The 25,117-nt window shown below is 28.7% G+C and carries 21 protein-coding genes; 20 read left to right on the forward strand and 1 reads right to left on the reverse strand.

The window, feature by feature from the left end:
- Positions 1-71 precede the first annotated feature (71 nt).
- From WHD08_RS01325 to WHD08_RS01360, 8 genes are all read left to right on the forward strand, one after another.
- Positions 72-3,239: a SusC/RagA family TonB-linked outer membrane protein gene (locus tag WHD08_RS01325; protein ID WP_208889522.1), complete on the forward strand. Its 3,168-nt coding sequence runs from the start codon at positions 72-74 to the stop codon at positions 3,237-3,239.
- An 11-nt stretch (positions 3,240-3,250) separates the two neighbouring features.
- Positions 3,251-4,882, forward strand: a complete 1,632-nt coding sequence (locus WHD08_RS01330; protein ID WP_208889521.1) for a RagB/SusD family nutrient uptake outer membrane protein — start codon at positions 3,251-3,253, stop codon at positions 4,880-4,882.
- 29 nt (positions 4,883-4,911) lie between these two features.
- On the forward strand, positions 4,912-5,847 hold the full coding sequence (locus WHD08_RS01335) for a DUF5017 domain-containing protein (protein ID WP_208889520.1): 936 nt from the start codon (positions 4,912-4,914) through the stop codon (positions 5,845-5,847).
- A gap of 87 nt (positions 5,848-5,934) precedes the next feature.
- Complete coding sequence (locus tag WHD08_RS01340) at positions 5,935-7,215, forward strand: T9SS type A sorting domain-containing protein (protein ID WP_165730939.1); 1,281 nt, start codon at positions 5,935-5,937, stop codon at positions 7,213-7,215.
- Positions 7,216-7,484: 269 nt separating this feature from the next.
- Positions 7,485-8,738 carry a glycoside hydrolase family 88 protein gene (locus tag WHD08_RS01345; protein WP_165730941.1) on the forward strand — a complete coding sequence of 418 codons (1,254 nt, stop codon included), beginning with the start codon at positions 7,485-7,487 and terminating at the stop codon, positions 8,736-8,738.
- A gap of 53 nt (positions 8,739-8,791) precedes the next feature.
- Entirely contained in the window at positions 8,792-9,547 is a 756-nt protein-coding gene (locus WHD08_RS01350; RefSeq protein ID WP_165730943.1) for a hypothetical protein, read from the forward strand.
- A gap of 41 nt (positions 9,548-9,588) precedes the next feature.
- Positions 9,589-12,648: a chondroitinase family polysaccharide lyase gene (locus WHD08_RS01355; protein ID WP_208889519.1), complete on the forward strand. Its 3,060-nt coding sequence runs from the start codon at positions 9,589-9,591 to the stop codon at positions 12,646-12,648.
- A 50-nt stretch (positions 12,649-12,698) separates the two neighbouring features.
- A complete protein-coding gene (locus WHD08_RS01360; protein WP_208889518.1) occupies positions 12,699-13,934 on the forward strand; it encodes a NosD domain-containing protein in 1,236 nt (411 codons plus the stop codon).
- 487 nt (positions 13,935-14,421) lie between these two features.
- Here WHD08_RS01360 and WHD08_RS01365 read toward each other — a convergent pair whose 3' ends face one another.
- Complete coding sequence (locus WHD08_RS01365; protein ID WP_208889517.1) at positions 14,422-14,619, reverse strand: YchJ family metal-binding protein; 198 nt, start codon at positions 14,617-14,619, stop codon at positions 14,422-14,424.
- Positions 14,620-15,143: 524 nt separating this feature from the next.
- Here WHD08_RS01365 and WHD08_RS01370 point away from each other — a divergent pair.
- From WHD08_RS01370 to WHD08_RS01425, 12 genes are all read left to right on the forward strand, one after another.
- Entirely contained in the window at positions 15,144-15,311 is a 168-nt protein-coding gene (locus tag WHD08_RS01370; protein WP_165730950.1) for a Lacal_2735 family protein, read from the forward strand.
- A gap of 12 nt (positions 15,312-15,323) precedes the next feature.
- The gene (locus tag WHD08_RS01375) at positions 15,324-15,725 is read left to right on the forward strand and encodes a DUF2452 domain-containing protein (protein WP_165730952.1); all 402 of its coding nucleotides are present in this window, start codon (positions 15,324-15,326) and stop codon (positions 15,723-15,725) included.
- A 1-nt stretch (position 15,726) separates the two neighbouring features.
- On the forward strand, positions 15,727-16,017 hold the full coding sequence (locus WHD08_RS01380; protein WP_208889516.1) for a TIGR03643 family protein: 291 nt from the start codon (positions 15,727-15,729) through the stop codon (positions 16,015-16,017).
- A gap of 105 nt (positions 16,018-16,122) precedes the next feature.
- Positions 16,123-17,580, forward strand: a complete 1,458-nt coding sequence (locus WHD08_RS01385) for a cryptochrome/deoxyribodipyrimidine photo-lyase family protein (RefSeq protein WP_208889515.1) — start codon at positions 16,123-16,125, stop codon at positions 17,578-17,580.
- Positions 17,580-18,206 (forward strand): flavin reductase family protein, encoded by a 627-nt coding sequence (locus WHD08_RS01390; protein WP_208889514.1) that lies wholly within the window; start codon positions 17,580-17,582, stop codon positions 18,204-18,206. The genes WHD08_RS01385 and WHD08_RS01390 overlap by 1 nt, the downstream gene beginning before the upstream one ends.
- 103 nt (positions 18,207-18,309) lie before the next feature.
- Positions 18,310-18,438, forward strand: coding sequence for a DUF2256 domain-containing protein (locus WHD08_RS01395; protein ID WP_208889513.1), 129 nt, complete (start codon positions 18,310-18,312; stop codon positions 18,436-18,438).
- Complete coding sequence (locus tag WHD08_RS01400) at positions 18,435-19,916, forward strand: cryptochrome/photolyase family protein (RefSeq protein WP_208889512.1); 1,482 nt, start codon at positions 18,435-18,437, stop codon at positions 19,914-19,916. The genes WHD08_RS01395 and WHD08_RS01400 overlap by 4 nt, the downstream gene beginning before the upstream one ends.
- Positions 19,917-20,053: 137 nt before the next feature.
- On the forward strand, positions 20,054-20,545 hold the full coding sequence (locus tag WHD08_RS01405; RefSeq protein WP_208889511.1) for a CIA30 family protein: 492 nt from the start codon (positions 20,054-20,056) through the stop codon (positions 20,543-20,545).
- A gap of 874 nt (positions 20,546-21,419) precedes the next feature.
- Positions 21,420-21,986 carry a TetR/AcrR family transcriptional regulator gene (locus tag WHD08_RS01410; RefSeq protein ID WP_165730966.1) on the forward strand — a complete coding sequence of 189 codons (567 nt, stop codon included), beginning with the start codon at positions 21,420-21,422 and terminating at the stop codon, positions 21,984-21,986.
- Positions 21,987-22,093: 107 nt separating this feature from the next.
- Positions 22,094-22,708, forward strand: a complete 615-nt coding sequence (locus WHD08_RS01415) for a TetR/AcrR family transcriptional regulator (protein WP_340833225.1) — start codon at positions 22,094-22,096, stop codon at positions 22,706-22,708.
- Entirely contained in the window at positions 22,701-24,038 is a 1,338-nt protein-coding gene (locus WHD08_RS01420; RefSeq protein ID WP_208889509.1) for a TolC family protein, read from the forward strand. Before WHD08_RS01415 ends, WHD08_RS01420 begins: the two co-directional genes overlap by 8 nt.
- A 4-nt stretch (positions 24,039-24,042) precedes the next feature.
- Complete coding sequence (locus WHD08_RS01425) at positions 24,043-25,110, forward strand: efflux RND transporter periplasmic adaptor subunit (protein WP_208889508.1); 1,068 nt, start codon at positions 24,043-24,045, stop codon at positions 25,108-25,110.
- The last annotated feature ends 7 nt before the right edge of the window (positions 25,111-25,117 follow it).

A 25,117-nucleotide genomic window follows, 5' to 3' on the forward strand; every position in this document is an offset into this window, starting at 1 on the left:
TGAGCTATTTGTCCCTCTTTTTTTTGTTAAAAGTCTCTTAAATTTACGGTATAATATAAAATATTTTAGGAATGAAAAAACAGTTTAAATTGTCTTTAATTAAATTAAAAACAAACGGAATTTTCTTTTTCTTGTTACTAAGTGTACTTACTACTTATGGTCAAGAAATAACAATTTCAGGTATTGTTACAGATGAAATCGGTTCTCCATTACCTGGAGTTTCGGTATCTGAAGCAGGAACCACAAAAGGAGTTTCTACAGATTTTGATGGTAATTATGTTATAAAGATAACAGCAGGTTCATCTTTAACTTATAGTTATATAGGGTATAAATCTGTTACAAAAAAAATAGGTAAAGAAAATAAAGTAAATATAAGTTTGTCTCCAGATGTAGAAAACTTAGACGAAATAGTTATTGTTGGATATGGGGCTGTTCAGAAAAAAGATTTAACAGGTTCTGTAGCGTTAGTAGATGTTGGTCAATTAACAAAAGCACCTGTTGCAAATTTCGATCAGGCTTTATCTGGTAGAGTAGCAGGGGTGCAGGTTAGTTCTGGTGGCGGAGAACCCGGAAGCGCAGCAAATATTGTAATTAGAGGAGGTAATACTGTAAACGGAGATAATTCTCCTTTATATGTTTTAGATGGTTTTATTGTAGAAGATTTTAATCCTGGTTTAGTAGATCCATCAGACATAGAGTCTATGAGTATTTTAAAAGATGCTTCTGCTACAGCAATTTACGGTGTACGTGGTTCTAATGGAGTTGTTATAATTACAACTAAAAGAGCAAAAGAAGGAAGAACAAAAATTACTTATGAGTCTAGGTTAGATGTAAAACAAGTTTCTAAAACGTTAGATGTTTTAGATGCTTACGAATATATCAAGTTAAATTTAGAACTAAATGAAGGTTCTACAAGTTTAAGGTTCTTTTCTGTACCAGATGCAGATACCGGAAATAGTGTTATTGTTGGTGGTTTAGAAGATTACGCAGATTATCCTTCGAGAAATTGGCAAGATGAAGCTTTTAGAACAGCGTATTCTAAAACACATAAACTTAAAATTTCTAGTGGTACAGAGAAAACTAGATTTAATGCATCTATAAACATGGTTGAAGATCAAGGATCTTTATTAAAATCAGAATATGAAAGATTAAACGGAAGAGTTACTTTAAACCATAAAGTAAATGATAAATTAGACGCAACTATAGATATAAATTATACAACCTACAGTCAAGAAGGATTAAACACAAAAGGAACATCTTCGTATTCATTTTTAAGAAGTTTAATAGGGTATACGCCAGTAGCAAATAAGTTTTTAGATTATAATGGACAAGATCCTTTAAATAATATTAGTAATGAATATGATGTAACTAATATTGTTTCTTGGCATCCATTAGTATCATTAAATAATGAATATAGAAAAAGTGAAACAGATCAATTAATAACAAATTTACGTTTAAGATATAAGGTAACACCAAAGTTAACTTTAGATGCTAAAGGAAGTTATAATTCTCAATACAGAAAAACGGGTCAGTTTTATAATAGTCAAACGGTATATGGTAGGTTAATAAATAAAATAGACGGTATTAATGGTTCTTTAGATAATAGCCGTTGGAAATATTATTCATCAATAAATACGCTAAACTATAAAAATACATTTAACGACCACAAAATAGATGCTCTTGTTGGTGTAACTTTAAATATTAGAAATTTCGATCAAACCTATTTTAAATCTATAGATATTCCTCAATATGTAGAACATTTAGGTATTAATGCTATTGATGAGGGTACTTTAAATGATGCGAATGATATAAATTCAAGTGAAAAAAGAAGTGTTTTTTCATTATTAGGACGTTTAAATTATGGATATAAGAATAAATATTTACTTACAGCTTCTATTAGAAGAGATGCATCATCTGCTTTTCCAGAAAGTAATAGAGTTGGTTATTTTCCATCAGTAGCTGTATCGTGGAAAGCAGAAGAAGAAAGGTTTATTAAAAATTTAAACATTTTTTCTCAGTTAAAATTTAAATTAGGTTATGGTAAAACGGGTAATGATAGAATTCTTAATTATAATGCTGGTAATCAAATTTTAACATCAAACAATGCATCTTATTTTTTTAATGGACAAACGATTCAAGGGCAACGACCTACTAGTTTTGGTGCAAATTTAGATTTACAATGGGAAACAACATCTCAATTTAATGCAGGTTTAGATATGTCATTTTTAAATGATAGAATTTCTTTAACTACAGAGGTATATCAAAAAGACACAAAAGATTTACTTCTTAATTCTGATGCAGCTCCTTCTCAAGGATTTTCTACACAATGGGTAAATTCTGGACAAGTAAGAAATAGAGGTTTAGAAATAAGTTTAAGTACTAGAAATATTCAGACAAAAGACTTTAGTTGGACAACCGATTTTAATATATCATTTAATCAAAATAAGGTAATTTCTTTACCAGAAAGCAAACCAATTTTTGGAACACCAGATTATTATTGGAGGCTTAGTAGCCAACAATATATTGTTGAAGAAGGAAAACCTTTGGGTAATATGTTTGGGTATATTTCTGATGGAGTTTATCAACCAGAAGATTTTGAAAACTACAATGCAAACGATGCATCACATACTTTATTAGCATCGCAACCTAGTTACAGAAGTCATCAAGCCGGAGATGAAAAATACAAAGATTTAAATGGTGATGGAGTAATTACAAATGATGATAAAACTATTATTGGTAATGGGTTAGCAAAGCATTTTGGAGGTTTAGGAAATACGTTTAAATATAAAAACTTTCAATTAAATACATTTTTTCAATGGTCTTATGGTAACGATATTTTAAATGCTAATAGAATGGTTTTTGAAGATATGAATACTGTAGGACAAAATCAGTTAGCTACCGTAACAGATAGATGGACTATTGATAATCAAGATACAGATATTTATAGAGCAGGAGGACAAGGTTTTGAAGATATTTCTTCTAGAATTATTGAAGATGGTTCTTATATAAGATTAAAAACAGTGAATTTTTCATATAGTTTTCCACAACCGATACTAGAAAAAATGAAGTTAAATAGCTTAGAGTTATTTATTTCTGGACAAAATTTAATAACATGGACAAATTACTCTGGTTTTGATCCGGAAGTGTCTGTAAATAGTTCAGCAATTATGCCTGGTATAGATTACTCTGCCTATCCAAAGCATAAGATATTTAGTTTAGGTTTAAATGTTTCATTTTAAAAAATACAATTATGAAAATTAAGATAATAATATTATTACTACTAATACTTACAATACAAGGTTGCGATAATCAATTAGATATTGAACAAAACGATAGCATTACATCTACAACATTATATAATTCAGAATCTGGTGCTTTAGCAGGGTTAGCAGGTGTATACAGTAGAGTAGTTACAGCGTATAAAGAAGCAGAAATTAACGCACTTTACCCATCTAGTTATACAGATGAGGGGCATTATAATAGAGTTGGAGCTTTTGGTTATATTAAAAATGATTTTTCTTCTTCAGATACTAAGTTAAGAATACTTTGGACAAGTTATTACGAAGGTATTGTAAGTGTTAATACTTTTTTAATAGGTGTTAGAAATTCTGATATAGATGAAACTCTAAAACAACAACTAATTGCAGAAGGTCATTTTTTAAGAGCTTTTATTTATTTCGATTTAGAAAAAGCCTTTGGCGGTAAAGAAGGAATACCAATGCAATTAGAAGAAACTATTGGAGAGTTGTTACCTAGAACTTCTGGTATAGATGTTTATAAGCAAATTATTGCTGATTTAGAATTAGCAGAAAAAGATTTGCCAGAAGATGCAGATGTTACACCTGGTAGAGCAGGTAAAGGTGTTGCTAGAGGTTTGTTAGCAAGAGCATATTTATATATTGCAGGTGAGCCTTTTAACGAACCCGGAGCTTATGAGAAATCAAAAGAATGGAGTGAAGCTATTATAAGTAATTCTTATTACCAATTAAATTCTAGTTACCAAGATGTGTTTAATAAACTAGCAATGGAAGAGTATGATAATAAAGAAGTACTTTTTCAAATAGGTTTCTCTTTTGCAAATTCAGATGTAAATCAATCATCAAAATTAGGTGCAGTTGCTGGTATGTTAGTGCACGATGAAGGTTGTGGAAAAGGTTTTGCTTTAATGAATGCAACAATTTCCTTATTACAAAAATATAGATCAGATATTTCTGATGAAAGAGGATTGTGGAACGTAAACCCGTACTATGTTCCAAGATTAAATGACTGTAATACAGAGCTTCTTAATAATCAATTTTTAGAAGTAGCATCAAAATATAGAAGATCTTTAGAAAGTAATAACACCAACTCATCTTATGGGGCACACCATTGGCCAGTTTTAAGGTTTTCTGATGTTTTATTAATGTATGCAGAAGCAGAAAATCAAATAAACCCAGGTTCTAGTTTAGCTTTAAATGCTGTAAATCGCGTAAGAAACAGAGCTAAAGCAACACCTTTTACAGAGATTAATGAAGGGTTAATACAAGAAGAAAGAATGTTAGAATTGTGTTTTGAAGGGCATAGAAAATACGACCTTTTAAGATGGGGTATTTTAGAAGAAAGAGTAAATGAAACTAAAAGTATAATGGAAACTTTAGGAGCAGATTCAGATTTTGTAAATACAGATTGGTCTATCTATGCAGATGCTAATGTTGGGCCAGACGGAATTCCTTTAAGCGGAGACGAACCAACTACTTTAGAAGTTAGATTAAATAGCCTTAGCTCTTCTTTTAATTATTTTGATGGTTACAATAATTTTGATATCTCTAAACATTATATACTGCCAATACCAGAACAAGAATTAGGTGTAAATACAAACTTATCTCAAACAGCAGGTTGGTAAAATTTTAGTTTAAAATTTAAAACATAAAGATGAAAAACATAAAACAAATAGTATTCAGTACACTTTTGCTAACATTTTTGTTTACAAGTTGCGAAGATTTTGAAGAGGTAAAAACACCCGATTTTGAAGTAAGTGTAAAGCAATCTATCGCTGTGGGCGAAGAAGTAGAATTTACAATAGAAAATGCGCCAAATTTCTTGAGTTTTTATTCAGGAGAATTTGGTAAAGAATATCAATATAGAGATAGAACAAATATAGAAGGAACTGTAAATATGTCTTTTGATTGTGCTCAAAATTATCAAAACGGAACAAGTCGTTCTAATCCTGGTTTATCTATTCAATATTCTTCAGATTATGATGGTTCTGGAACAGCAGCAGCAATTGCTGCGTCAAATTGGACAGATATTTCAGATAAATTTATTTTACCAACAAACAGAACGTACGAATGGACAAATTCTGGTATAGGAGATATTACAGACTTAGCAGCAGAAGGTCAGTCGGTTTATATTGCCTTTAAAATATTGGCAGAAGGAAAAACATCCGAAGGTAACAGACAAGGAGAATATCGTTTTAATAATTTTGTAATAGATTTATCGGTAGCAGGTAAAACAACAACTTTACCCGTTACAGATTTAGAAAGTACAGAGTGGCAAACCGTAAACGTACAAGGTTCTGGAGATGCAAATACAAACGAATGGATTTGGTGGTCTAATGATTTTTTTAGAATGAATGGTACTTCTGCAGATTTTACAAATGAAGATTGGTTAATTACTGATAAAATTAATTTAACAGCAGTTTTACCAGATCAAGCAATTTCACTTAAATCATATTCAGAACGTTTAGAATCATTTAAACATATTTATTCAGAAGCAGGGGTTTATACAGTAACCTTTGTAGGTAATAATACTACTGTTTATGGAAATGAAGAAGATGTTAAGGAGTTAACAATAGAGGTGTTAGAGTAATTACCCCCTCTTTTTATATTAGTTGCCCCCTCTTTTTAATAAAAGAGGGGGTTTATTTTTATAATCTAATTAAAAAACAATATTAACATGAAAAAAATTACTTTTTTACTAATGTCTTTAATAGGTATTAGCGCAATTACAAATGCACAAGTTACAGCAACAGGCTCTTATAGTTCTGATGCTACTGTAACGATAACAAATGTTACAACGGATGAAGATAATGGAGATGGTTTTGGTGACGGTGCAAAACTTATAGATGGATCAGATGCTACTTCAGAAACTGAAACAGCATATTTTACATTTGATGGAACAATGGAGAATGGTGCTGACTATACTATTAATACAACATTATATAATGTTACTAATAATTTTTGTATTGTTTCTGTTGCTTTATATAATAAAACAGATGGTACTGAATTGGCTATAACTAGTACTCAAACATCGGGAGTTTCAAATGGTTTACAAGGAATGAGTAGTACTTCTGTTGATAAAATTGTAGCTATGGAATTGATGTACACTGCTACTGCTACCGATATTGGTGATGTATTAGAAGTAAGGTTTATAAAAACTCAAGCTTCAGCAGCTCGTAATTATGCTATTGATGTTTTAAAACTAAATGGAACAGCTGTAAGTGTTGCAACAACCACTTTTTCAGAAACAGGTAATTGGAGTGCTATAGGAGATGTTGAATTAAGTAATACAAATACCGATGCTGATAATGGAGATGGTGTTGCTGATGGAGCACTTTATGCAGATGTACAAGCTGCGGTACTTGGTAATGGTTCTGCATTTACGTTTGACGAAACTATGGAAGAAGGAGACGCATATTCAGTGGTTACAAAAATGTATATAACAAATACTTGTTATACTGTGATTGACGTGTCTTTATTTAATGTAACTAGTGGAGTTCAATTAACTACATTTAAAGCTAATATACCTAATAATACAACTGTTTTGGAAGTGTCATTAAGCTATACTGCATTAGCTAGTGATGAAGGTGATGTATTAGAATTAAGATACGAGAGTGCTCACGGAAGTCCAAATGTATGTCGTGATTATTCTATAGATAATGTAGCAATTAATGGTTCTGTAATATCATTAAGTTTAGCAGTTGCATCTACGGAGGATGCTATTTTAGGTAAAAACATTTCAATATTCCCTAATCCTGCAGAAGATATTATAAATATCAAAAACGAAAGCACTATTAATATAAAAAGTATCAAACTTACTGATATTACAGGTAGGGAAGTATTAAATGGAGATTTTAAAAAAACCATTGATGTTGCAAGTTTTTCTCGTGGAATTTATTTGTTAAAATTAGAATCTGAATTAGGTAATTATACAACTAAAAAACTAATATTAAAATAGAGTAATAAAATTCCAACCCTATTTTTAAGGTAATAAAAAGGATAGGTTTATTATAGATCTATCCTTTTTTATTTTAACTTAAGTTCACTAAACTATAATTTAAATACTGTTTAGTGATTAATATCTGCTATTAATTTTAAAAGAATAGTAAATACCTCTCTTAAGGTTAATTTGCCCCTCTTTATTACTTTATAAATGAACGAATTTTACATCATATTAAATAGCATCAGAATTACAAGTTAAAAGCCCGGTTAAAAAAATAAATTATTATGATAAAAGAAATAGTTATTAGAATCTCAAAAGGTTCAATTTTAATTTTGTGTTTGGTACTAACAAACTGTAAAGATTCTAATAAGAAATTAAAAGAAACTACAGTTGTTTCAAACATAGAAAAAACATTAAATTTTAATTTAGAAAGTGCAATTGCAGATTGTCAAACACAATTAGAAAGAGCTGTGCCTAAATTAACAGATTTAACAAAACATCCAAGGTTTATAGAAAAAGAAGATACAGACTGGCATCAAGTACCTAATGATAAATTAATGTGGACTTCTGGGTTTTATCCAGGGATTTTATGGTATGCTTACGATGTAACTGGAGATAATAAATGGAAAAAAGAAGCAATTAAGCGTACAGAAGTTTTTGAAGATTTTAAGAACATTACAGAACATCATGATATTGGTTTTATGATGTTTCCTGCCTATGGTAACGGTTTTAAAATAGGTGATAAAAAAGAATATAAAGACATCTTATTAACATCTGCAAACTCTCTTGCAACAAGATTTAATCCAAATGTAGGAACGATAAAATCTTGGTCTAATAAAATGCATCCAAGATGGAAACAGCACATTACTATTATAGATAATATGTTAAATTTAGAATTGTTGTTTTGGTCAGCAAAAAATGGAGGGAATCCTGTACATTATGATATGGCTGTAAAGCATGCAGAAACAACTATGAATAATCATTTTAGAGAAGATTTAACTTCATGGCATGTTATAGAATATGATTCTATAAATGGAAAGGTATTAAACAGACACACAAAGCAAGGTTTTGCAGACGATAGCAGATGGTCTAGAGGGCAAGCTTGGGGAGTATATGGCTACACAATGGTGTACAAAGAAACTAAAGATAAAAAGTTTTTAGATTTTGCTAAAAAACTAGCGGATAAATACATTTCATTATTACCAGAAGATATGATTCCTGCCTGGGATTTTGATGTGCAGAGTGATCCAAAAGAAGAAAAAGATGCTTCTGCAGCAGCAGTTGTAGCATCTGCTTTAATAGATTTAAGTTCTTTTGTAGAAAGTAAAGAAGAGCAAGTAAAATATTTGAATGCAGGTATAAAAATGTTAAATTCTTTAAGTTCTAAAAAATATTCTGGTGTTGGTAAATCAGATGCTTTTTTATTACATTCTACTGGTGCAAAATCTTTAGGATGGGAAATTGATGTTGCTTTAATTTATGCAGATTATTATTATATAGAAGCTTTGTCTAGATTAAAAAAGTTAGAAAAAAAGTAGTTTACTTATTTTTATACTTGTTTAAGGTTAACCTCTAAAATAATTTTACCGTAATGATATTAAAATCCCCTATTTTATTTTGTTCGTTTAAAAAGCTAGTTTTTACTTCCTTTTTTTTATTTTGTCTATTAGCTAGTTGTACAAAAGAAACAGCGTTTTCTAATACTTTTACAAGTAATTTTAAAGAAGGAGAAACCGAACAGTATCTTAAATTAGATTATTGGACAAAAAATCCTAAGGATTGGCAAGTAACAAATGATAGAATTGAATGTCTGGTAAGTGAAAAAAATAGTAACATTCACCTTTTAACAAGACGGTTAGAAAATAATAATGGAGATATAGAAATTAAAGTGCATTTAGGTATTCTTAATGATGAGGTTTCTAATAAAAACTGGGTAGGTTTCCATATTGGAGATAAATTGAATGAGAAAGATAATTACAATATTAGAAAAGGCATTGATATTGGTATTTGTACAAACGGAACTTTATTTATTGGTAAGCTAAATTCAAACCAAAAAAATAGTAATCTAATTAATGCTTTAAAAACCGGAGTGTACTTACAGCTTTTAATAATAAATAATAAGAAAGGTAATTATACATTAGATTTTTCTGCTTTAGAAGAAAAAAGCGGTAAGGTTTTAACAAGAATTTCCAAAAAAAATGTTTCAGAAAAGCAACTGGTTGGTAGTTTTAGCTTGGTTAGTAATTTTGAAAACGAGAACAATAATAGTACCGCAAATAAAACTAAAAGTGTTTGGTTTAAAGAGTGGAAAATAGAAGGTTCTAAAGTTACTAGACTTAAAGTTTAAGTAAGTTTTTTAATACCTAATAACATAAAAAAGTAACAAAGATGAAATTTTCAATATTTATAAAAACGATTTTTATTTCAATTGTATTCTTTACAGCTACAGGTTTTGCACAACAAAATAAACCAGCAGTAGAGTCTTTTGAAAAAGAGTCCGTTTTAAGTGAATATAAAACTGAAAACAGTAATTTAATTACAAGTAAGAAACATTATAAATACGGAAAAAACTCCTTAAAATGGTCTTGGTCTGATAAGGCTTCTTTTGGTACTTCTAATTTTAAGTTTTTAACATTAGAAGAAAGTCCGTTAGCTTATGGAAACTATTTTCCTGCAAGCCCAACGTTGCAAATGGCAATATACAATGAGGTTTCACAAGATGAAAAAATCACTATTTCTTATCAAAAAGACGGTAAGAAAGAAGTTTGGTTTAATCTTAGTTTAAACTTTACAGGTTGGCGAAAAATTTGGGTTCCTTTTTATGAAATGGATGGTAATGCACCTAAAAAAGGAACTGCTGTAAATTATGATTATTTTAAAATTACTACAACATCCAAAAACGGAACGTTGTTTTTTGATGACATTATTTTTTCTCAATACCAAGATGACAGACATCAATTTCCAGATAATTTAATTCCCTTTATAAAAGAAGATAAAAAGTTAAGAGAAGATTTTTGGATGCCACTTGCAGTGAATTTTAATCGTATTAAAAAGTTAGAAAAAAAACCAATTTCAGTTGCAACAAGGTTAGATTTAAACAAGTTTGAAAGCTTGATTACAAAAGATTTAGAAGTACCCAAAAAATATAAAACATACATAAATAGTCTTAAATCAGATTTTAATACTTTGGGTATTTATGAAAAAGAAGGAGTTGTGTTAGGTCCGCCTTTAACATTTTATGATCAACAAGAATACTTTAACAAAGACCAACAAGGAGTTAAAAGGTTTAATGATGTAAAAGCCTTTGGCGCAATTATGAGAAAGCTTTCTCACTTCTATGATAGATCTACGCCAGAAGAAACAAAACAAATAGAAGAAATGTTTGTTTTAGGTACAAAGTACTTTTTAGATCAGGGTTGGCAAGCTGGCACGAGTGGAGGAACAAGACATCATGTTGGTTATTTTGTTAGAGGAATCGCAGAAGGTTTTTTTACAATGAGAAAAACCTTATATAAAGAAGGTTTGTTAAATGATGTTGCAAACAGTATGCATTGGCTATTTAATTTAGGCATGTTATTAGACGATAAAAGTACTTTTAAAGTAAATATAGATTATTTAAATACACAATCTTATTATCATTTAATGCTTATTTTTTTAGTTGATAATCAAGAAGGTCAAGCTGCTTTGTTAAAAGCATATTCTAATTATATGTCTATTATTTTAGCGCAACAAAATGAAGAATGGGGTTTTAAAATTGATGGAACTTCTTGGCATCATAATGGGCATTATCCTGCTTATGGATTAGGAGCTTTCCAAAATGTACCAAAAGTTATAAAAACACTTTCTAGAACAAGGTTTAGAGTAAAAACAGCAGGACATCAAAATTTTAAAAAGGCATTTTTAACATCAAGTGAATATAGTCAACTATACAATTGGGGTTTTGGTAATGCGGGCAGACATCCTTTAGAAAATAACGGAATTGAATCTTTAAAAGATCAATATTTAATGATGGCACAATCTGGTAATCCAGAAGGTAATTCTAAAATAGATAGAGATGTTGCTGCGGCATATTTAAGACTTTGGGGCAAAGAAGATGTCTTTAATAGTACTGTTTTTAGAGATATTGAAGGTATTGCAAGTCAAAAGTTAAAGCCATATAAAACATTGCCTTATGCAGCCACTGCAATACAAAGAAAAGGAAATGATTGGGCGGCAATTATAAAAGGCTATAGTAAATATGTTTGGGCATCAGAAATTTATGTAGACGAAAATAGATATGGTAGATATCCTGCAAATGGTACCATAGAATTATTAAATAATAAAGGAGAAAGTGGTAGTGGTTTCCGTCAAGAAGGTTGGGATTGGAACCGTTATCCTGGAGCTACTATAATTTATTTACCGCTTAAAGAATTAGAAACTAAAAAGCCATTGTTAATGTTTAGAAGCGATGAAACTTTTGCAGGAACAACAACACTAAATGGTAACGGAATTTTTGGAATGATTTTAAATGAGGGCAGTGGTTCTAATGCAGATGGAGACGATACTAAAAATGGTTTTCCAGGAAAATTAAAAGCAAAGAAATCTGTTTTTTCTTTTGGTGATAAACTAATTTCTATAGGAACTAATATTTCTAGCGTTGATACTAAAAATGCTACACAAACAAATTTATTTCAAAGTTTTTTACCAGACTCTAAGCAGGTGTTGTATTCTTCGAATGGAAAAATGAAAAAATTAGGAAGTAAAGAAGTCTTAACAAAGAACAGTTCTTCTAAAAAATGGATAATTGATCCTTATGGAAGTGGTTATTATTTATTATCTAAAAATGATACTTACATTCAGAAAAAAACACAAGATTCTTACCATAATAAATACTCAATACATACGGGTAAAATGAACGCCAAAGGAAAAGGTGTTAAAGAAACCCAAGGAGATTATGCAACAGGCTGGTTAAACCATGGTTTTGCTCCAAAAGATGCTTCTTATCAATATGTAATTTATCCTTTTTTAGATAAAAATAAGCAAGCTGATTTTAATAAATATGCTTCTAAAGACAATAGTTATACTATTTTAAGAGCAGATAATATAGCTCATATTGTAAAAGATAAAGAATCAAAAATAACGGGTTATGTTGTATTTGAAGCAGATAAAAGTTTAGAAAACGGTTTATTAGAAAAAGTATCTAATCCTTGTTTGATAATGATTGGTAATGAAGAAACCAATGTTGCTGAATTAAGTGTTGTGCAACCAGATTTAAATTTCGAAGCATATAAAAAAAGTCGTTATATAAACTTTAGCAGGCCTGTACCACTTTCTTTTACTCTTAAAGGAAAATGGAATACTTCTAAAACTAATTTTATAAAATCTATAAGTTATAAAGATGGTAATACAACGTTTTCATTAGAATGTAAAGATGGTTTACCTAGAATTTTTTCTATTTCTAAAATATAAATTTAAACACCTTCCTTTACAAGGTATTACTTATTAAAAAACATCTAAATATGTTAAAAATAAAAAAATATTTATTAATTATATTAAGTTCCTTTTTTTTGTTTTCTTGTACCGAATCTACTTCTAATGTTGGTAAAATAAATGAGAATGAAATAGCAGAGATAGTTAGTTCTGATGATACTAAAGATGCTATTACTTATGATTTTCTGATTACAAATGGGATGACATTTTTAGAAATAAATACAATATTAAATTCAGCATTAAGTGGTGATAGGGTAGCTGTAGAAGCTGGTACTTATAATATTACAGGAGAATTAGCAATTAAAGATGGTATTTCTATTTATGGAAAATCAGAAATTAGACCTGTTTTTACCGCAATAGAATCTTCATCAACAGAAATGTTAGAACAATATTGGAGTTCTAATAACAGTGATATAGAAATATATGGTATCGAATTTAAAAACATTAGACTCAACTTAAGGTACGCAAGTAATACAACGATAAAATCTTGTGTTTTTGATTATGGTAAAAGAAAATTAGGAACAAATAAGTCTTTTACTCAAGATGCATATATTCAGCTATTCGAAACAAATAATATTCTACTTTCAGAAAATACTTTTAAAAGAAGACAAGGCAATAGCGGACGTGGAGTTTATATTGTTGATTGTGAGAATACAGAAATTTTAAACAATACTTTTGGAAATGATAATGGAGATGAAGGTTATTTTGTTTGCAGCATAAATGACAATAGTGACGGAACTGTTATTAAGGAAAACATTATAAAAAGAAATGAATCTTGGGTTAACCTAAACGAAACAGATCATGGTATTTATGTTCATAGTTTTAATAATGTAACTATAGAAAATAATACAATTTCTGGTTGGCCTACAAATAGCAGTGGAGGTTCTATTAAGTTGCGTAATGGAGAAAATGCCACAATTAGAAACAATACAATGAGTACTTCTGGTATATTAATGTATGTTTATGGAAACACTCCAGATCATCCTATTTTAAAAAATGTTGTCATTATTAATAATAATATTAATGTTGCAATTACTACTACAGATGATATTTATCACGGAATTGGGTATTGGAGAGATACATTAGAAGAAGAGTTCTATGAAGAATCTATTAATATTACTGAAAATGTTTTACCTAACGGAAACATTAAAATATCAAACCCTATAAATGTAGCGTCATTTAATAAAAATGGAGGAGGAGTTTTTAAAAATGATATTAAAGTTATTAATCTAGTTTCAGGTATTAATAATTCTGGTAATGATTAATAGGTTATATTTATCTTAATATATTATTAAGTTTAAATAAAATCTCTTTTTTACGGTTAAGTGTTTGGTGGTTAGATGTAAACATAACAGTTTGTGAAAAAAAAGTGAATAAAATTCACTTTTTTATATTAATTTATTTACAGAAACTAAATTTTAGTTTGTAATTAAAAATCGGTCTTTGGTATTTCTAATTTAATAGCTTGTAGTTTATTTGGGAGGCATCAAATCTATTACTTAAGTATTTAAAGCTACATATTTATCATAATATCTATTCTGTTTAATTTATTTTTGATGTATGGAGGTATTGTCTTTTTATAATAAAGTAAATAATCAAGAAAGTAAAAGACTTAACTCGGGGGTATAAGTAGCAAGAAGTAAATAAGTTATCATTGTTAAAAATAAAGGCAATAAAGGTCTTTTTACTTAACTGTATTTTCTGTTGATTGTAAAACATATAGTTTTATCCATTCTATCAACTTTGTCCAAGTTAATATTTCTTTTTTTCAGTATTAGAAGGTTTGGTTGCACTATGGTGACTTTTTTGTAGATAATAAATATTAGCCATCACAAAAGCATTCTGTTTAGAACGCATTAAAATTTCTGGGGTAGTTACAGAGTTAATACCTTGATGTTCTTTTTTGTAATAATTTTCACATAGATTAGAAGGATTACTTGGATATTTCATATTTTGTTATTTACCAATACAATATGTAATAAACTTATATTCTATTGGATTTTTGGATGTTTTGTTGTTCTAGTAGTATGCATTTATATTCTTTTAGCTGACTTGACTCTAGCTATTATAATCTTACTCATAATAGTTTTTTATGTTTTTATTTGATTAAGATTTTTCAAAACCTATTCCACTTCCTATATATAACAAAATTACAGCTCTCTATTTTTCTTGAAACTCCATAAAGCAAAGAGATTTGTTTTTAGATAGATGACTAATTCATATTCCCGTAATTAAAATATTTGACTTTATTTAATTTCATTTTTTTTAATGAAATGCTTTGAATTATAAGTTGTTAGATTATGTAAACGTAAAGTTATTTAAGAATTTATATTAAGAAATCAATTTACTAATTGCTATAACAAAACGAATATAAAAGGATCGTTTTATATATTAATAAATCACCTCACAAGTAATTTTGTTTAACAATAATTAACATTAGTTAAACATTTTGTATATTTACACAAAAAATAGAGATGTTCGGAATATTTAAAAAGAAATCAGAAGTACAAAAATTACAAAGTAAGTATGAAAACCTTATGAAAGAGGCTTATTCTTTGTCTACTTCGGATAGAAAAAAGAGTGATGAAAAGACATGTGAGGCAGAAGAAGTGATGAAACAAATGTTAGCACTGAAAGCATAGATTTTAAAAGGTATGAAAGAAGATAAAAAACCAGACAATGTAGTTTTTAATACAGAAACGCAAAAGTATGATGCATCGTTAAAACCATATGCAACTTCTGTTGGTGCTCCGGTGATAACAACTTCTGATAGTATTGCTTGGAAAAACAGAAGCATTAATAAGGTAAATCATAAAATGAAGTCGAAATATTTAGAGTTAAAAGCTGAATATGAAAATATGATGAAGGAGTATGAGTATAATAAAATGATTTTTGATGCGGAATTTACTTTTGAACCTATTCTTGGAGAAATATATCATTTGTACAAAAGAGATAACGAAGAAACTTTTTTGTCAATTATAGCTCCAAATGAATGTCGTTTTAATTCTTTAGGTAGTTTTTATTTAAGTGCAGAACAAATTTGGCAAAAGATATAATATGAAATTAGAAACCAAACAATTTACAGAAAGAGAATTAGATCGTATTATAGAGATGGCTTGGGAAGATAGAACTCCTTTTGAAGCTATTGAATTTCAATTCGGCTTAGCAGAAAAGCAAGTGATACAAGTAATGCGAGGTAATTTAAAAGAATCAAGTTTTAAACGTTGGCGTAAACGAGTGCATAGTGGTGTAAGTCAAAAACACTTAAAAAAACGCAATCCAGGTATTACACGTTTTAAATGTTCTCGTCAGAAAGCAATTTCGGGAAATAGAATTAGTAAACGTTAATAAGAGGGAGATAGCGAGGTTATTACTTCCCATATTTTATAAGAATAAATATAAGATCTAAAAAAAACTCGAGTTTTACATCGAGGTAATTTATTTAAATATCTATTGAAAAAACAACCTGTAAATATTGTTTGGTTAAAACGAGATATTCGTTCACAAGATCACGAACCTTTGCATAAAGCAGAGCAATCTGGTATTCCGTATAAAATAATTTATTTGTTTGAGCCCTCAATTATTGAATACCCAGATACCAGTCCGAGACATTTAAAGTTTATCTATAATTCTATTCAATCCTTAAATAATAGTCTAAAACCTTTTAACAGAAACGTAAGTGTATTTTATGCAGAAGCTATAGACGTATTTAATTACTTAATTGAAGAGTTTGATGTAAAAAATGTTTTTAGTTATCAGGAAAGTGGTACACAGACAACTTGGAACCGTGATAAAGCTGTTAGCTTATTTTTAAAAAAACATAAAATTACTTGGCAAGAATTTCAACGAGATGGTATTTTACGAGGTATTAAAAATAGAGATAATTGGAGTAAGCAATGGCATATAACCATGCATGCTCCTGTAATTCAAAATACCTATTCAATTTCTAAAGAAGCAGCGCTGAAACATCCTTTTTTGTTACCTGAAACCTTGGAAACAGCATGGAAAGAATATCCGAAGCAATTTCAACCCGCAGGAGAGCAAAATGCTTGGCGTTATTTAAAATCATTTGCAGCAGAAAGAGGCAAAAATTACCAAAAGCATATTTCAAAGCCAACGGAAAGTAGAATGTCTTGTAGTAGATTATCACCATATCTAGCTTGGGGAAATATCAGTATAAAACAAGCTTTTCAGTTTGTAGGTACACATCCAAACGGAACAAAAAACGACAAAGCATTTTCTGCAATGTTAACACGTTTGCATTGGCATTGTCATTTTATTCAGAAGTTTGAAGTAGAATGTAGATATGAAACGTTGTGTATTAATCAGGGTTATGAATTATTAGCACATCAAAAAAACGAGAAATTTATAAAAGCTTGGAAAACAGGAATGACGGGTGTACCTTTAGTGGATGCTTGTATGCGTGCAGTAGCACAAACAGGTTGGATTAATTTTAGAATGCGTGCAATGGTCGTTTCGTTTTTAACATTGAATTTAGATCAAGATTGGAGAGACGGAGCCTATCATTTAGCTCGACAGTTTTTAGATTATGATCCGGGAATACATTATCCACAATTTCAAATGCAAGCTGGCACCACAGGAATTAATACCGTACGTTTATATAATCCTGTAAAAAATTCACAAGAACATGATCCAGAAGGTGTTTTTATAAAAAGATGGATTCCAGAATTAGCAAATGTTCCAATGGCATACATCCACGAACCTTGGAAAATGTCAACAATGGAGCAAGCGTTTTGTGAAGTTGTTATTGGAGAAGATTATCCGTTGCCAATTGTAGATTTACAGGAAAGTGCCAGATTAGCAAGAGATAAAATATGGGGACATAAAAAACATCCCGCAGTGGAAAAAGAAAAAAATCGCATTTTAAATATGCACGTAAATAGAAATTAATGATTTACAATAAACAAGATATAGAAGGATTTGACCGTGTTACTAAATTAAAAATTATGAATTCGGTAACAGGTATAAAGCCGGCAAACCTTATAGGTACTATAAATAATAATGGGCTAAGTAATTTAGCTATTTTTAGTTCTATAGTTCATTTAGGTAGTAGCCCTGCGTTGTTAGGTTTTATTACAAGACCACAAACGTCAGAAGTTGGGCATACGATAGCTAATATTCAAGAAAATGGATTCTATACAATTAATCATATCCATCAAGATTTTATAAAGAATGCTCATTATACTTCAGCTAAGTTTAATGTAGATGAGTCAGAATTTAAACGATGTAATCTTACCGAAGAATATATAAAAGATTTTAAAGCACCTTTTGTAAAAGAAAGTAAATTTAAAATAGGAATGCGCTTTGTAGAAGCCATTGATATAAAACATAATGGAACCAAATTAATTATAGGAGAAATAGAACAGTTAATTTTTCCTGATAATGCTATAGTTGACGGTGATATTGACTTAGAAGCTACAGAAAGTGTTGGTATTTCTGGTTTAAATAGTTATTATTCGTTAAAAAAGATAGCAAAACATCCTTATGTAAGAATAGATGAAGTTCCTGAGTTTTAGCCTTAAGATTATAATCAAGAATTTAATTATCCGATGCTTTGCATCAAGGAAATTTATTGTGTTTCCGTAGTTATTTAATAACTTATTATAAGATTATTTATCAATGAAAAAAGAGCATCTTCCTGAAAAAATATGTAACGTTTGCGACCGACCATTTACGTGGCGTAAAAAATGGGAAAAGAACTGGGAAGCTGTAAAATATTGTAGTCAACGTTGTAGAAGAAGTAAATGAAAACAATCAATTTAATATTTCCACATCAATTATTTGAAGAATCTCCAGTTTTTCAAGTAAATGCACCTGTTTATTTGGTAGAAGAGTATTTATTTTTTAAGCAGTATTCATTTCATAAACAAAAAATAGCTTTCCATAGAGCTACAATGAAACGTTATGCTGATTTTTTAAAGAAAGAAAAAAATGTTGCCGTTCATTATATTGAAGCAATAAAAGATATTTCCGATATTAGAGAATTGATTCCTGCTTTACAACAAAAAGGAATTGAACATATTAATTATATAGATCCAACGGATAATTGGCTTCAGAAAAGGTTGCTAAAAGGCTGTTTAGAACATAATATTAGCACAACAATTTATGACTCACCTTTATTTTTAAATTCAAAAGAAGAATTAGAAGTTTTCTTTAGAAAGGATAAAAAGAAATACCATCAAACAACTTTTTATACGGAACAACGTAAAAAACGTAATATTCTTTTAGAAGCTGACGGAAAACCAACAGGCGGAAAATGGACTTTTGATATCGAAAACCGAAAGAAATATCCAGCTAAAAAAACACCTCCGTCAATTCAGTTTCCTGATGTTGATGGGTATTTTAAAGAAGCAAAAGCGTATGTGAATAGTCATTTCGCTAATAACTTAGGAAGTTTAACTGAATATGCTTTATATCCAATTGATTTTAAAACAAGCAAAGATTGGTTACAACAGTTTTTTGAGAAACGCTTTATCGAGTTCGGAGTGTATGAAGACGCTATTGTTGCTGAAAATTCAATATTAAATCATAGCGTGTTAACACCAATGCTTAATGTAGGTTTAATAACGCCTAAATATGTGGTTGACGCTTGTTTGGTTTATGCTGAAGCAAATGATGTTCCTATTAATTCTACAGAAGGATTTGTAAGACAAATAATCGGTTGGCGAGAATTTATAAGAGGTATTTATGAATCTAGAGGAAGTGAAGAACGAACTACAAATTTTTGGAAGTTTACAAAAAAGATTCCAAAATCTTTTTATGACGGAACTACAGGTATAATACCCATTGATCAAACGATTAAAAAAGTATTAAAAACAGGGTATTGCAATCATATAGAACGCTTAATGGTGTTGGGTAATTTTATGATGTTATGTGAATTTGAACCTGATGAGGTTTACAAATGGTTTATGGAACTCTTTATTGATGCTTACGATTGGGTAATGGTAACTAATATTTACGGAATGAGTCAGTTTGCAGATGGAGGTTTAATGGCTACGAAGCCTTATATAAGTGGTAGTAATTATATAATGAAAATGAGCAATTATAAAAAAGGAGATTGGCAAGCTACGTGGGATGGTCTTTTTTGGAGATTTATGAATTCACATCGTGACTTCTTTTTGTCGAACCCTAGATTAGGAATGTTGGTTAGAATGTTTGATAAAATGCCTGATGAAAAACAAGAATTACATATTAAAAATGCTGAGAGGTATCTTTTAAAACTTTAAAAAAGTCATATAGAGAAAAGAAAAACTATTACTTACAAGGTTAATAGTTATATTGATATAGGTTTATTACTTTTTTGTAGTTTTATCTTTATACGAATGCTGAATAAATACACTTAATAATTTAATTTTAAAAAAATATGAAACAGTTAGTCATTTTTGATAGTAATACGAATCGTAATGCTGATAATTGGAAAATTATTAATGATGCTGTAATGGGAGGTAAGTCGTCTGGATTATTTTCTTTAAAAGAAAATGGTAATTGTGTTTTTAGTGGCACTGTATCTTTAGAAAATAATGGCGGATTTTCTTTATTGAGGAATCGTTTTGCTAAAATAGTACCGAATAAATATTCTAAAGTTATTATCAGAGTTAAAGGAGACGGAAAACGATATCAATTTAGAATAAGAAGTAAGATAGCAGATGATCACGTTTATATTGCTTTTTTTGAAACGTCTAATGAATGGGAAGATATTGAAATATTATTATCAGATATGTACCCTACCTATAGAGGTAAGAGATTAGAAAAACCAAATTATAGCAAAGAAAGTCTTGAAGAAATAGCTTTTTTAATTGGAAATAAAAAGGCGGAAGGTTTTAAAGTTGAGATAGACAGTATTATTCTAACTTAAATAAATTTAAAGCTGAATACTTTTGGAGTACCAAAACGACCAACAAGGTGTTTTGAAGAGAAATAAAACTAAATTGATTTTTATGAAAAAGCTGTTTTTTTGCTCTTTATAGTCTTTTTCTTTCCTTTGTTAACGCTTGTTTACTTTGCAATACAATAACACTAGTATATATGATTGGGAAGAAGATTGTTGTCTTCGTCATTCTTTTATAAAGACCATTAACTGCACGTATTCTAATTTCATAAACAAGATACTCCAGAAGGAGAAATCAACTATTTAATCTATAGTCTTGATTGTGAATGGTTATAGATTATATCTAAATTTAAGTATTACAGATTATACACTGCTATTAATTAGGATTTGGTTTTAAAATTCCAGGTTCACATGATTTTAATAATAAAAATTGGTTTTGTATTATTGATACTTTTTCACCATCACTAAAAGGTATTGTACTGTTAGAAAAGTAACAATAATAGAAGAATATTCTTATATGGTTAAAGTAAGATCTGTTGTTCTTTTTGTTATTATTTCTATTTAATTGTATTTTTTAATTGTGTCTTATTTAAGTGGATTCATATTATTAACAAACTTAGAATATTTATTTTTGTAGGTTTTCCTTTTTACTTATTTTAACTCCTTTTGTAGTAACTAAAAATTTGAATTATTTTATTGAATTTTAGATTTACAAATTAACAGTAATTATACCAACACAATTTAAAATGAATACAAACAACTTTATTATATTAATTAAAGTTTATTACAATACTTTTAGAATAGTATAATTTTTTTTTTGTATTTTATTTAGAATCAAAAAAAGTTTGTAACTTTGCTAAGTAAACCATAGTGGTTTATTTGGTTTACTTAAATTATATGTATGAAATCTGGAAATAGTCATTCTAAAGAATTAGTTTTTGAGAAAACAGAAAAATTATTGTTGAGTTACGGTGTTAAGGGTTGGAACATGAACGATTTGGCAAAAGAATGTAATATGTCTAAAAGAACTTTATATAAAATAATTGGAAATAAGGAAGATCTTTTATATGAGATAAGTTTAAATTCAATTAGTAAAAATATCAATAATTTAAAAAAATACTTAGAAAGTAATAGTCCCTTTCCTTTGTTGTTACAAAATTTAAGTGATCAAATAATAAACAGCTTTGATAAAATTACTTTATCTAATATAATAGCCCTTAGAATTGAGTATCCAAGAATAAAAGAAATGGGAAAAAGCAAAGAAAATAGCGAAAAAGATTTTTTTATTGACTTTTTCCAAAAAGGAAAAAATGAAAATTGTATATCAGATAATGTTGAAGCATCAACCATTCATAAAATTGTACATGCATTAATAGAATATCATATTTACAACTGTGATAATAAAACTGAATTTAAAAATGAAATGAAAGAAGTGTTAAATGCATATTTTAATGGGATATTAAGATAATTTTTTTTGCTTAAAGGTAAACTAAAAAAACTAAATCGGTTTACTGGGTTTGTTGTGTTGACTAAAACAATAAACGAATTAAAAATGAAAAGTCAATTAAATTTTAAGTGGAAAATAGAATTATAAATAAATCGGCTGAAATGTTTTTAAAACATGGTTTTAAAAGTGTTACAATGGATGATATAGCTTTAGAAATGGGAATTTCTAAAAAAACTATTTATAAATATTTTAAAAATAAAAAAGAATTAATAAAAATAGTTATCACACAATTAATTGAAAAAATTTCATACGGTATAGATTTTATTTTTGAAATGAATTTAAATCCTATTGATAAACTTTTTACAATTAAAGATTTTGTGACGTATTATTTAAAAAGCGAAAGTTCTTCACCTTTTTATCAGTTGCAAAAATACTACCCTGTAATTTTTAATTCATTAATATCTAATCAATTTAATAAAGTAGATGAATATGTAATAAAAAATTTGAAAAATGGAATAGAACAAGGTCTTTTTAGAAATGACATTAATTTAAAGCTTATTAGTAGGTTTTACGCTACAGGAATTAACGGAATTAGAAATGCAGAACTTTTTAATCCAATACAATTTAACAATTTAGAGGTTCAAAAAAACTTTTTAGAATACCATTTAAGAGGTATTTGTACTCAACAAGGAATTAATTACATAGAAACAAATATTAAAATCAAAGTAAACAACAATGAATAAAATTATAATTATATTTTTTCTGCTTTTTGCAATAAAAATAGAGGCACAAGAAATAAAGTTGCTCACTCTAAAAGATGCAATTATCTACGCTTTAGACAACAAGTCTGAAGCAAAAAAATCAAAATTAAAAGTAGAAAATAGCACATACCAAATTCAGGAAGCACGTTCAAGAGCTTTACCACAAATTTTTGCTAATGGTTCATTAACATACAATCCTGTATTACAAACAACAGTTATTGACGGTGATTATTTTGGACAACCAGGAACAATGATTGAAGCAAGTTTTGGACAAAAATGGTCTACAGGTGCTGGTATTATTTTAACTCAAAACTTATTTGATCAATCTATATTCATAGGTTTAAAAGCTGCCAAAACTACACGAGAATTTTATCAAATAAATGACCAATTAACTAAAGAACAGGTTATTGAAAGAGTAGCTAATAATTATTATCAAGTATATGTATTACGACAAAGATTAATTTTAGTTGAAAATAATTTAAAAACCACGACTAAAGTACGTGATATAGTAAAAGGTCAATTTGAAAATGGTTTGGCTAAAAAAATAGATTTGGATAGAATGAATGTTAACATATCTAATATTAGTACACAGAAACAACAAGTTATTAACGCAGTTCAATTGCAAGAAAATACCCTTAAGTTTTATATGGGGATGCAAATTGATACTCAAATAAATATTCCAGAATTTGAGTTTGAAATTAAGCCAACTGTATTAACAAACGACCTAAATAAAACTAATAGAAGTGAATATTTATTACTTAAAAAACAGGAAGAATTATTAGGGTTACAAAAAAAATCAATAATTTCTGAATTTTACCCAACACTTTCCCTTTCTGCTAACTACAATTATATTGGGCAAGGCTCAGAATTACCATGGGGAGCAAATTCTGATGATGATGTTTATTGGTCAAATTTTTCTTCAATTGGATTAAATTTAAAAATCCCTATTTTTTCTGGATTTAGAACAAGAGCTAAAGTGAAGCAAGCAGATGTTCAATTAAGATCTATTAAAGAAGATGTTAAAAACACTCAATTATTACTTGATTTAGAATATAAGAATGCTACTACTCAAATTGAAAATAGTGTTATAACGCTTCAAAATCAGAAAGAAAATATGGCCTTAGCTGATGAAATTTTGAAAAATATTAATAATAACTATGTATTAGGCTTAGCATCGTTAACAGATTTATTAGATGCTGAAAATGCTTATACAACTGCACAAAATAATTATACTGCTGCAATTTTAGACTACAAATTAGCAGAAATTCAATTAATAAAATCAAAAGGAGAATTAAATACATTAATTAATTAAACAGATGAAAAAAACAATAATAACAGGAATAATAGTCATTGGAGCTTTAATTTTAATTGCTTTAGTACTAACAAAAAATAAAAAAGAAAATGAAGTCAAAATAGCTCTGGTTTCAGAACAAAATGCAGCTGTATCAGTTAAAGTTGATACAGTTAAAACTGATAATGTTCTATTAAACTTTAGTACCAACGGTAATTTTGAACCAATTCAGCAACTTACTTTTAGTGCTGAAAATTCTGGAAAAGTTATTCGTATTTTGGTGAAAGAAGGAGATAAAGTTAAAAAAGGCCAAACATTGGCAATTGTAAGAAGCGATATTATAGATTTAAATGCTCAAGCTACAGAAGCAACTTATCAAAATGCATTAAATGATTATGCTAGATTTCAAAGTGCATTTAAAACGGGAGGTGTAACCCAACAACAGCTAGATCAGGCCAAATTAAATATGGTAAATACAAAAGCAAATTATACGCATGCAAAAATAAATTTAGGTGATACTAAGATTAAATCACCCATAAATGGAATTATAAATAAAAAAATGATTGAAATTGGTTCTATACTAACTGCAGTGCCATCGACATCACTTTTTGAAATAGTGAATGTTTCTAAACTTAAATTAAAAGTTTCAGTGAACGAATCTCAGGTAGCGAATTTAAAAGTTGATGATATTATTAACGTAACTACATCTGTTTTTCCTGATAAAGTTTATGAAGGTAAAATTACTTTTATTGCTCCAAAATCAGATGGAAGTTTAAACTTTCCAGTAGAGATTCAAATTGAAAATAATATTCAAAGTCAGTTAAAAGCAGGAATGTATGGAACTGCTAACTTTAGTTCAAAACAACAAAAACAAGATATGATTGTTGTACCAAGAAATGCATTTGTAGGTAGTGTAAATAGCAATCAAATTTTTATAATAGAAAATGATATAGCCAAATTAGTAAATGTTACTTCAGGAAGAATTATAGGTAATCAAGTTGAAATTTTAAAAGGTTTATCAGTTGGACAAATTATTGTTACAACAGGGCAAATTAACCTAGAAGACGGTAATACTGTTGAAATTATTAAATAATTGATTA

The sequence above is a fragment of the Polaribacter sejongensis genome (genome assembly GCF_038024065.1).
Taxonomy (GTDB): domain Bacteria; phylum Bacteroidota; class Bacteroidia; order Flavobacteriales; family Flavobacteriaceae; genus Polaribacter; species Polaribacter sejongensis.

Excerpts from the sequence above, each read along its gene's own strand:
- WHD08_RS01400 (WP_208889512.1), top strand. The coding sequence starts at position 18,435 with ATGAAAACAATCAATTTAATATTTCCACATCAATTATTTGAAGAATCT.
- WHD08_RS01350 (WP_165730943.1), top strand. The coding sequence starts at position 8,792 with ATGATATTAAAATCCCCTATTTTATTTTGTTCGTTTAAAAAGCTAGTT.
- WHD08_RS01365 (WP_208889517.1), bottom strand. The coding sequence starts at position 14,619 with ATGAAATATCCAAGTAATCCTTCTAATCTATGTGAAAATTATTACAAA.
- WHD08_RS01370 (WP_165730950.1), top strand. The coding sequence starts at position 15,144 with ATGTTCGGAATATTTAAAAAGAAATCAGAAGTACAAAAATTACAAAGT.
- WHD08_RS01425 (WP_208889508.1), top strand. The coding sequence starts at position 24,043 with ATGAAAAAAACAATAATAACAGGAATAATAGTCATTGGAGCTTTAATT.
- WHD08_RS01390 (WP_208889514.1), top strand. The coding sequence starts at position 17,580 with ATGATTTACAATAAACAAGATATAGAAGGATTTGACCGTGTTACTAAA.
- WHD08_RS01345 (WP_165730941.1), top strand. The coding sequence starts at position 7,485 with ATGATAAAAGAAATAGTTATTAGAATCTCAAAAGGTTCAATTTTAATT.
- WHD08_RS01410 (WP_165730966.1), top strand. The coding sequence starts at position 21,420 with ATGAAATCTGGAAATAGTCATTCTAAAGAATTAGTTTTTGAGAAAACA.
- WHD08_RS01375 (WP_165730952.1), top strand. The coding sequence starts at position 15,324 with ATGAAAGAAGATAAAAAACCAGACAATGTAGTTTTTAATACAGAAACG.
- WHD08_RS01355 (WP_208889519.1), top strand. The coding sequence starts at position 9,589 with ATGAAATTTTCAATATTTATAAAAACGATTTTTATTTCAATTGTATTC.
- WHD08_RS01340 (WP_165730939.1), top strand. The coding sequence starts at position 5,935 with ATGAAAAAAATTACTTTTTTACTAATGTCTTTAATAGGTATTAGCGCA.
- WHD08_RS01330 (WP_208889521.1), top strand. The coding sequence starts at position 3,251 with ATGAAAATTAAGATAATAATATTATTACTACTAATACTTACAATACAA.
- WHD08_RS01325 (WP_208889522.1), top strand. The coding sequence starts at position 72 with ATGAAAAAACAGTTTAAATTGTCTTTAATTAAATTAAAAACAAACGGA.
- WHD08_RS01395 (WP_208889513.1), top strand. The coding sequence starts at position 18,310 with ATGAAAAAAGAGCATCTTCCTGAAAAAATATGTAACGTTTGCGACCGA.
- WHD08_RS01405 (WP_208889511.1), top strand. The coding sequence starts at position 20,054 with ATGAAACAGTTAGTCATTTTTGATAGTAATACGAATCGTAATGCTGAT.
- WHD08_RS01380 (WP_208889516.1), top strand. The coding sequence starts at position 15,727 with ATGAAATTAGAAACCAAACAATTTACAGAAAGAGAATTAGATCGTATT.
- WHD08_RS01360 (WP_208889518.1), top strand. The coding sequence starts at position 12,699 with ATGTTAAAAATAAAAAAATATTTATTAATTATATTAAGTTCCTTTTTT.
- WHD08_RS01420 (WP_208889509.1), top strand. The coding sequence starts at position 22,701 with ATGAATAAAATTATAATTATATTTTTTCTGCTTTTTGCAATAAAAATA.
- WHD08_RS01335 (WP_208889520.1), top strand. The coding sequence starts at position 4,912 with ATGAAAAACATAAAACAAATAGTATTCAGTACACTTTTGCTAACATTT.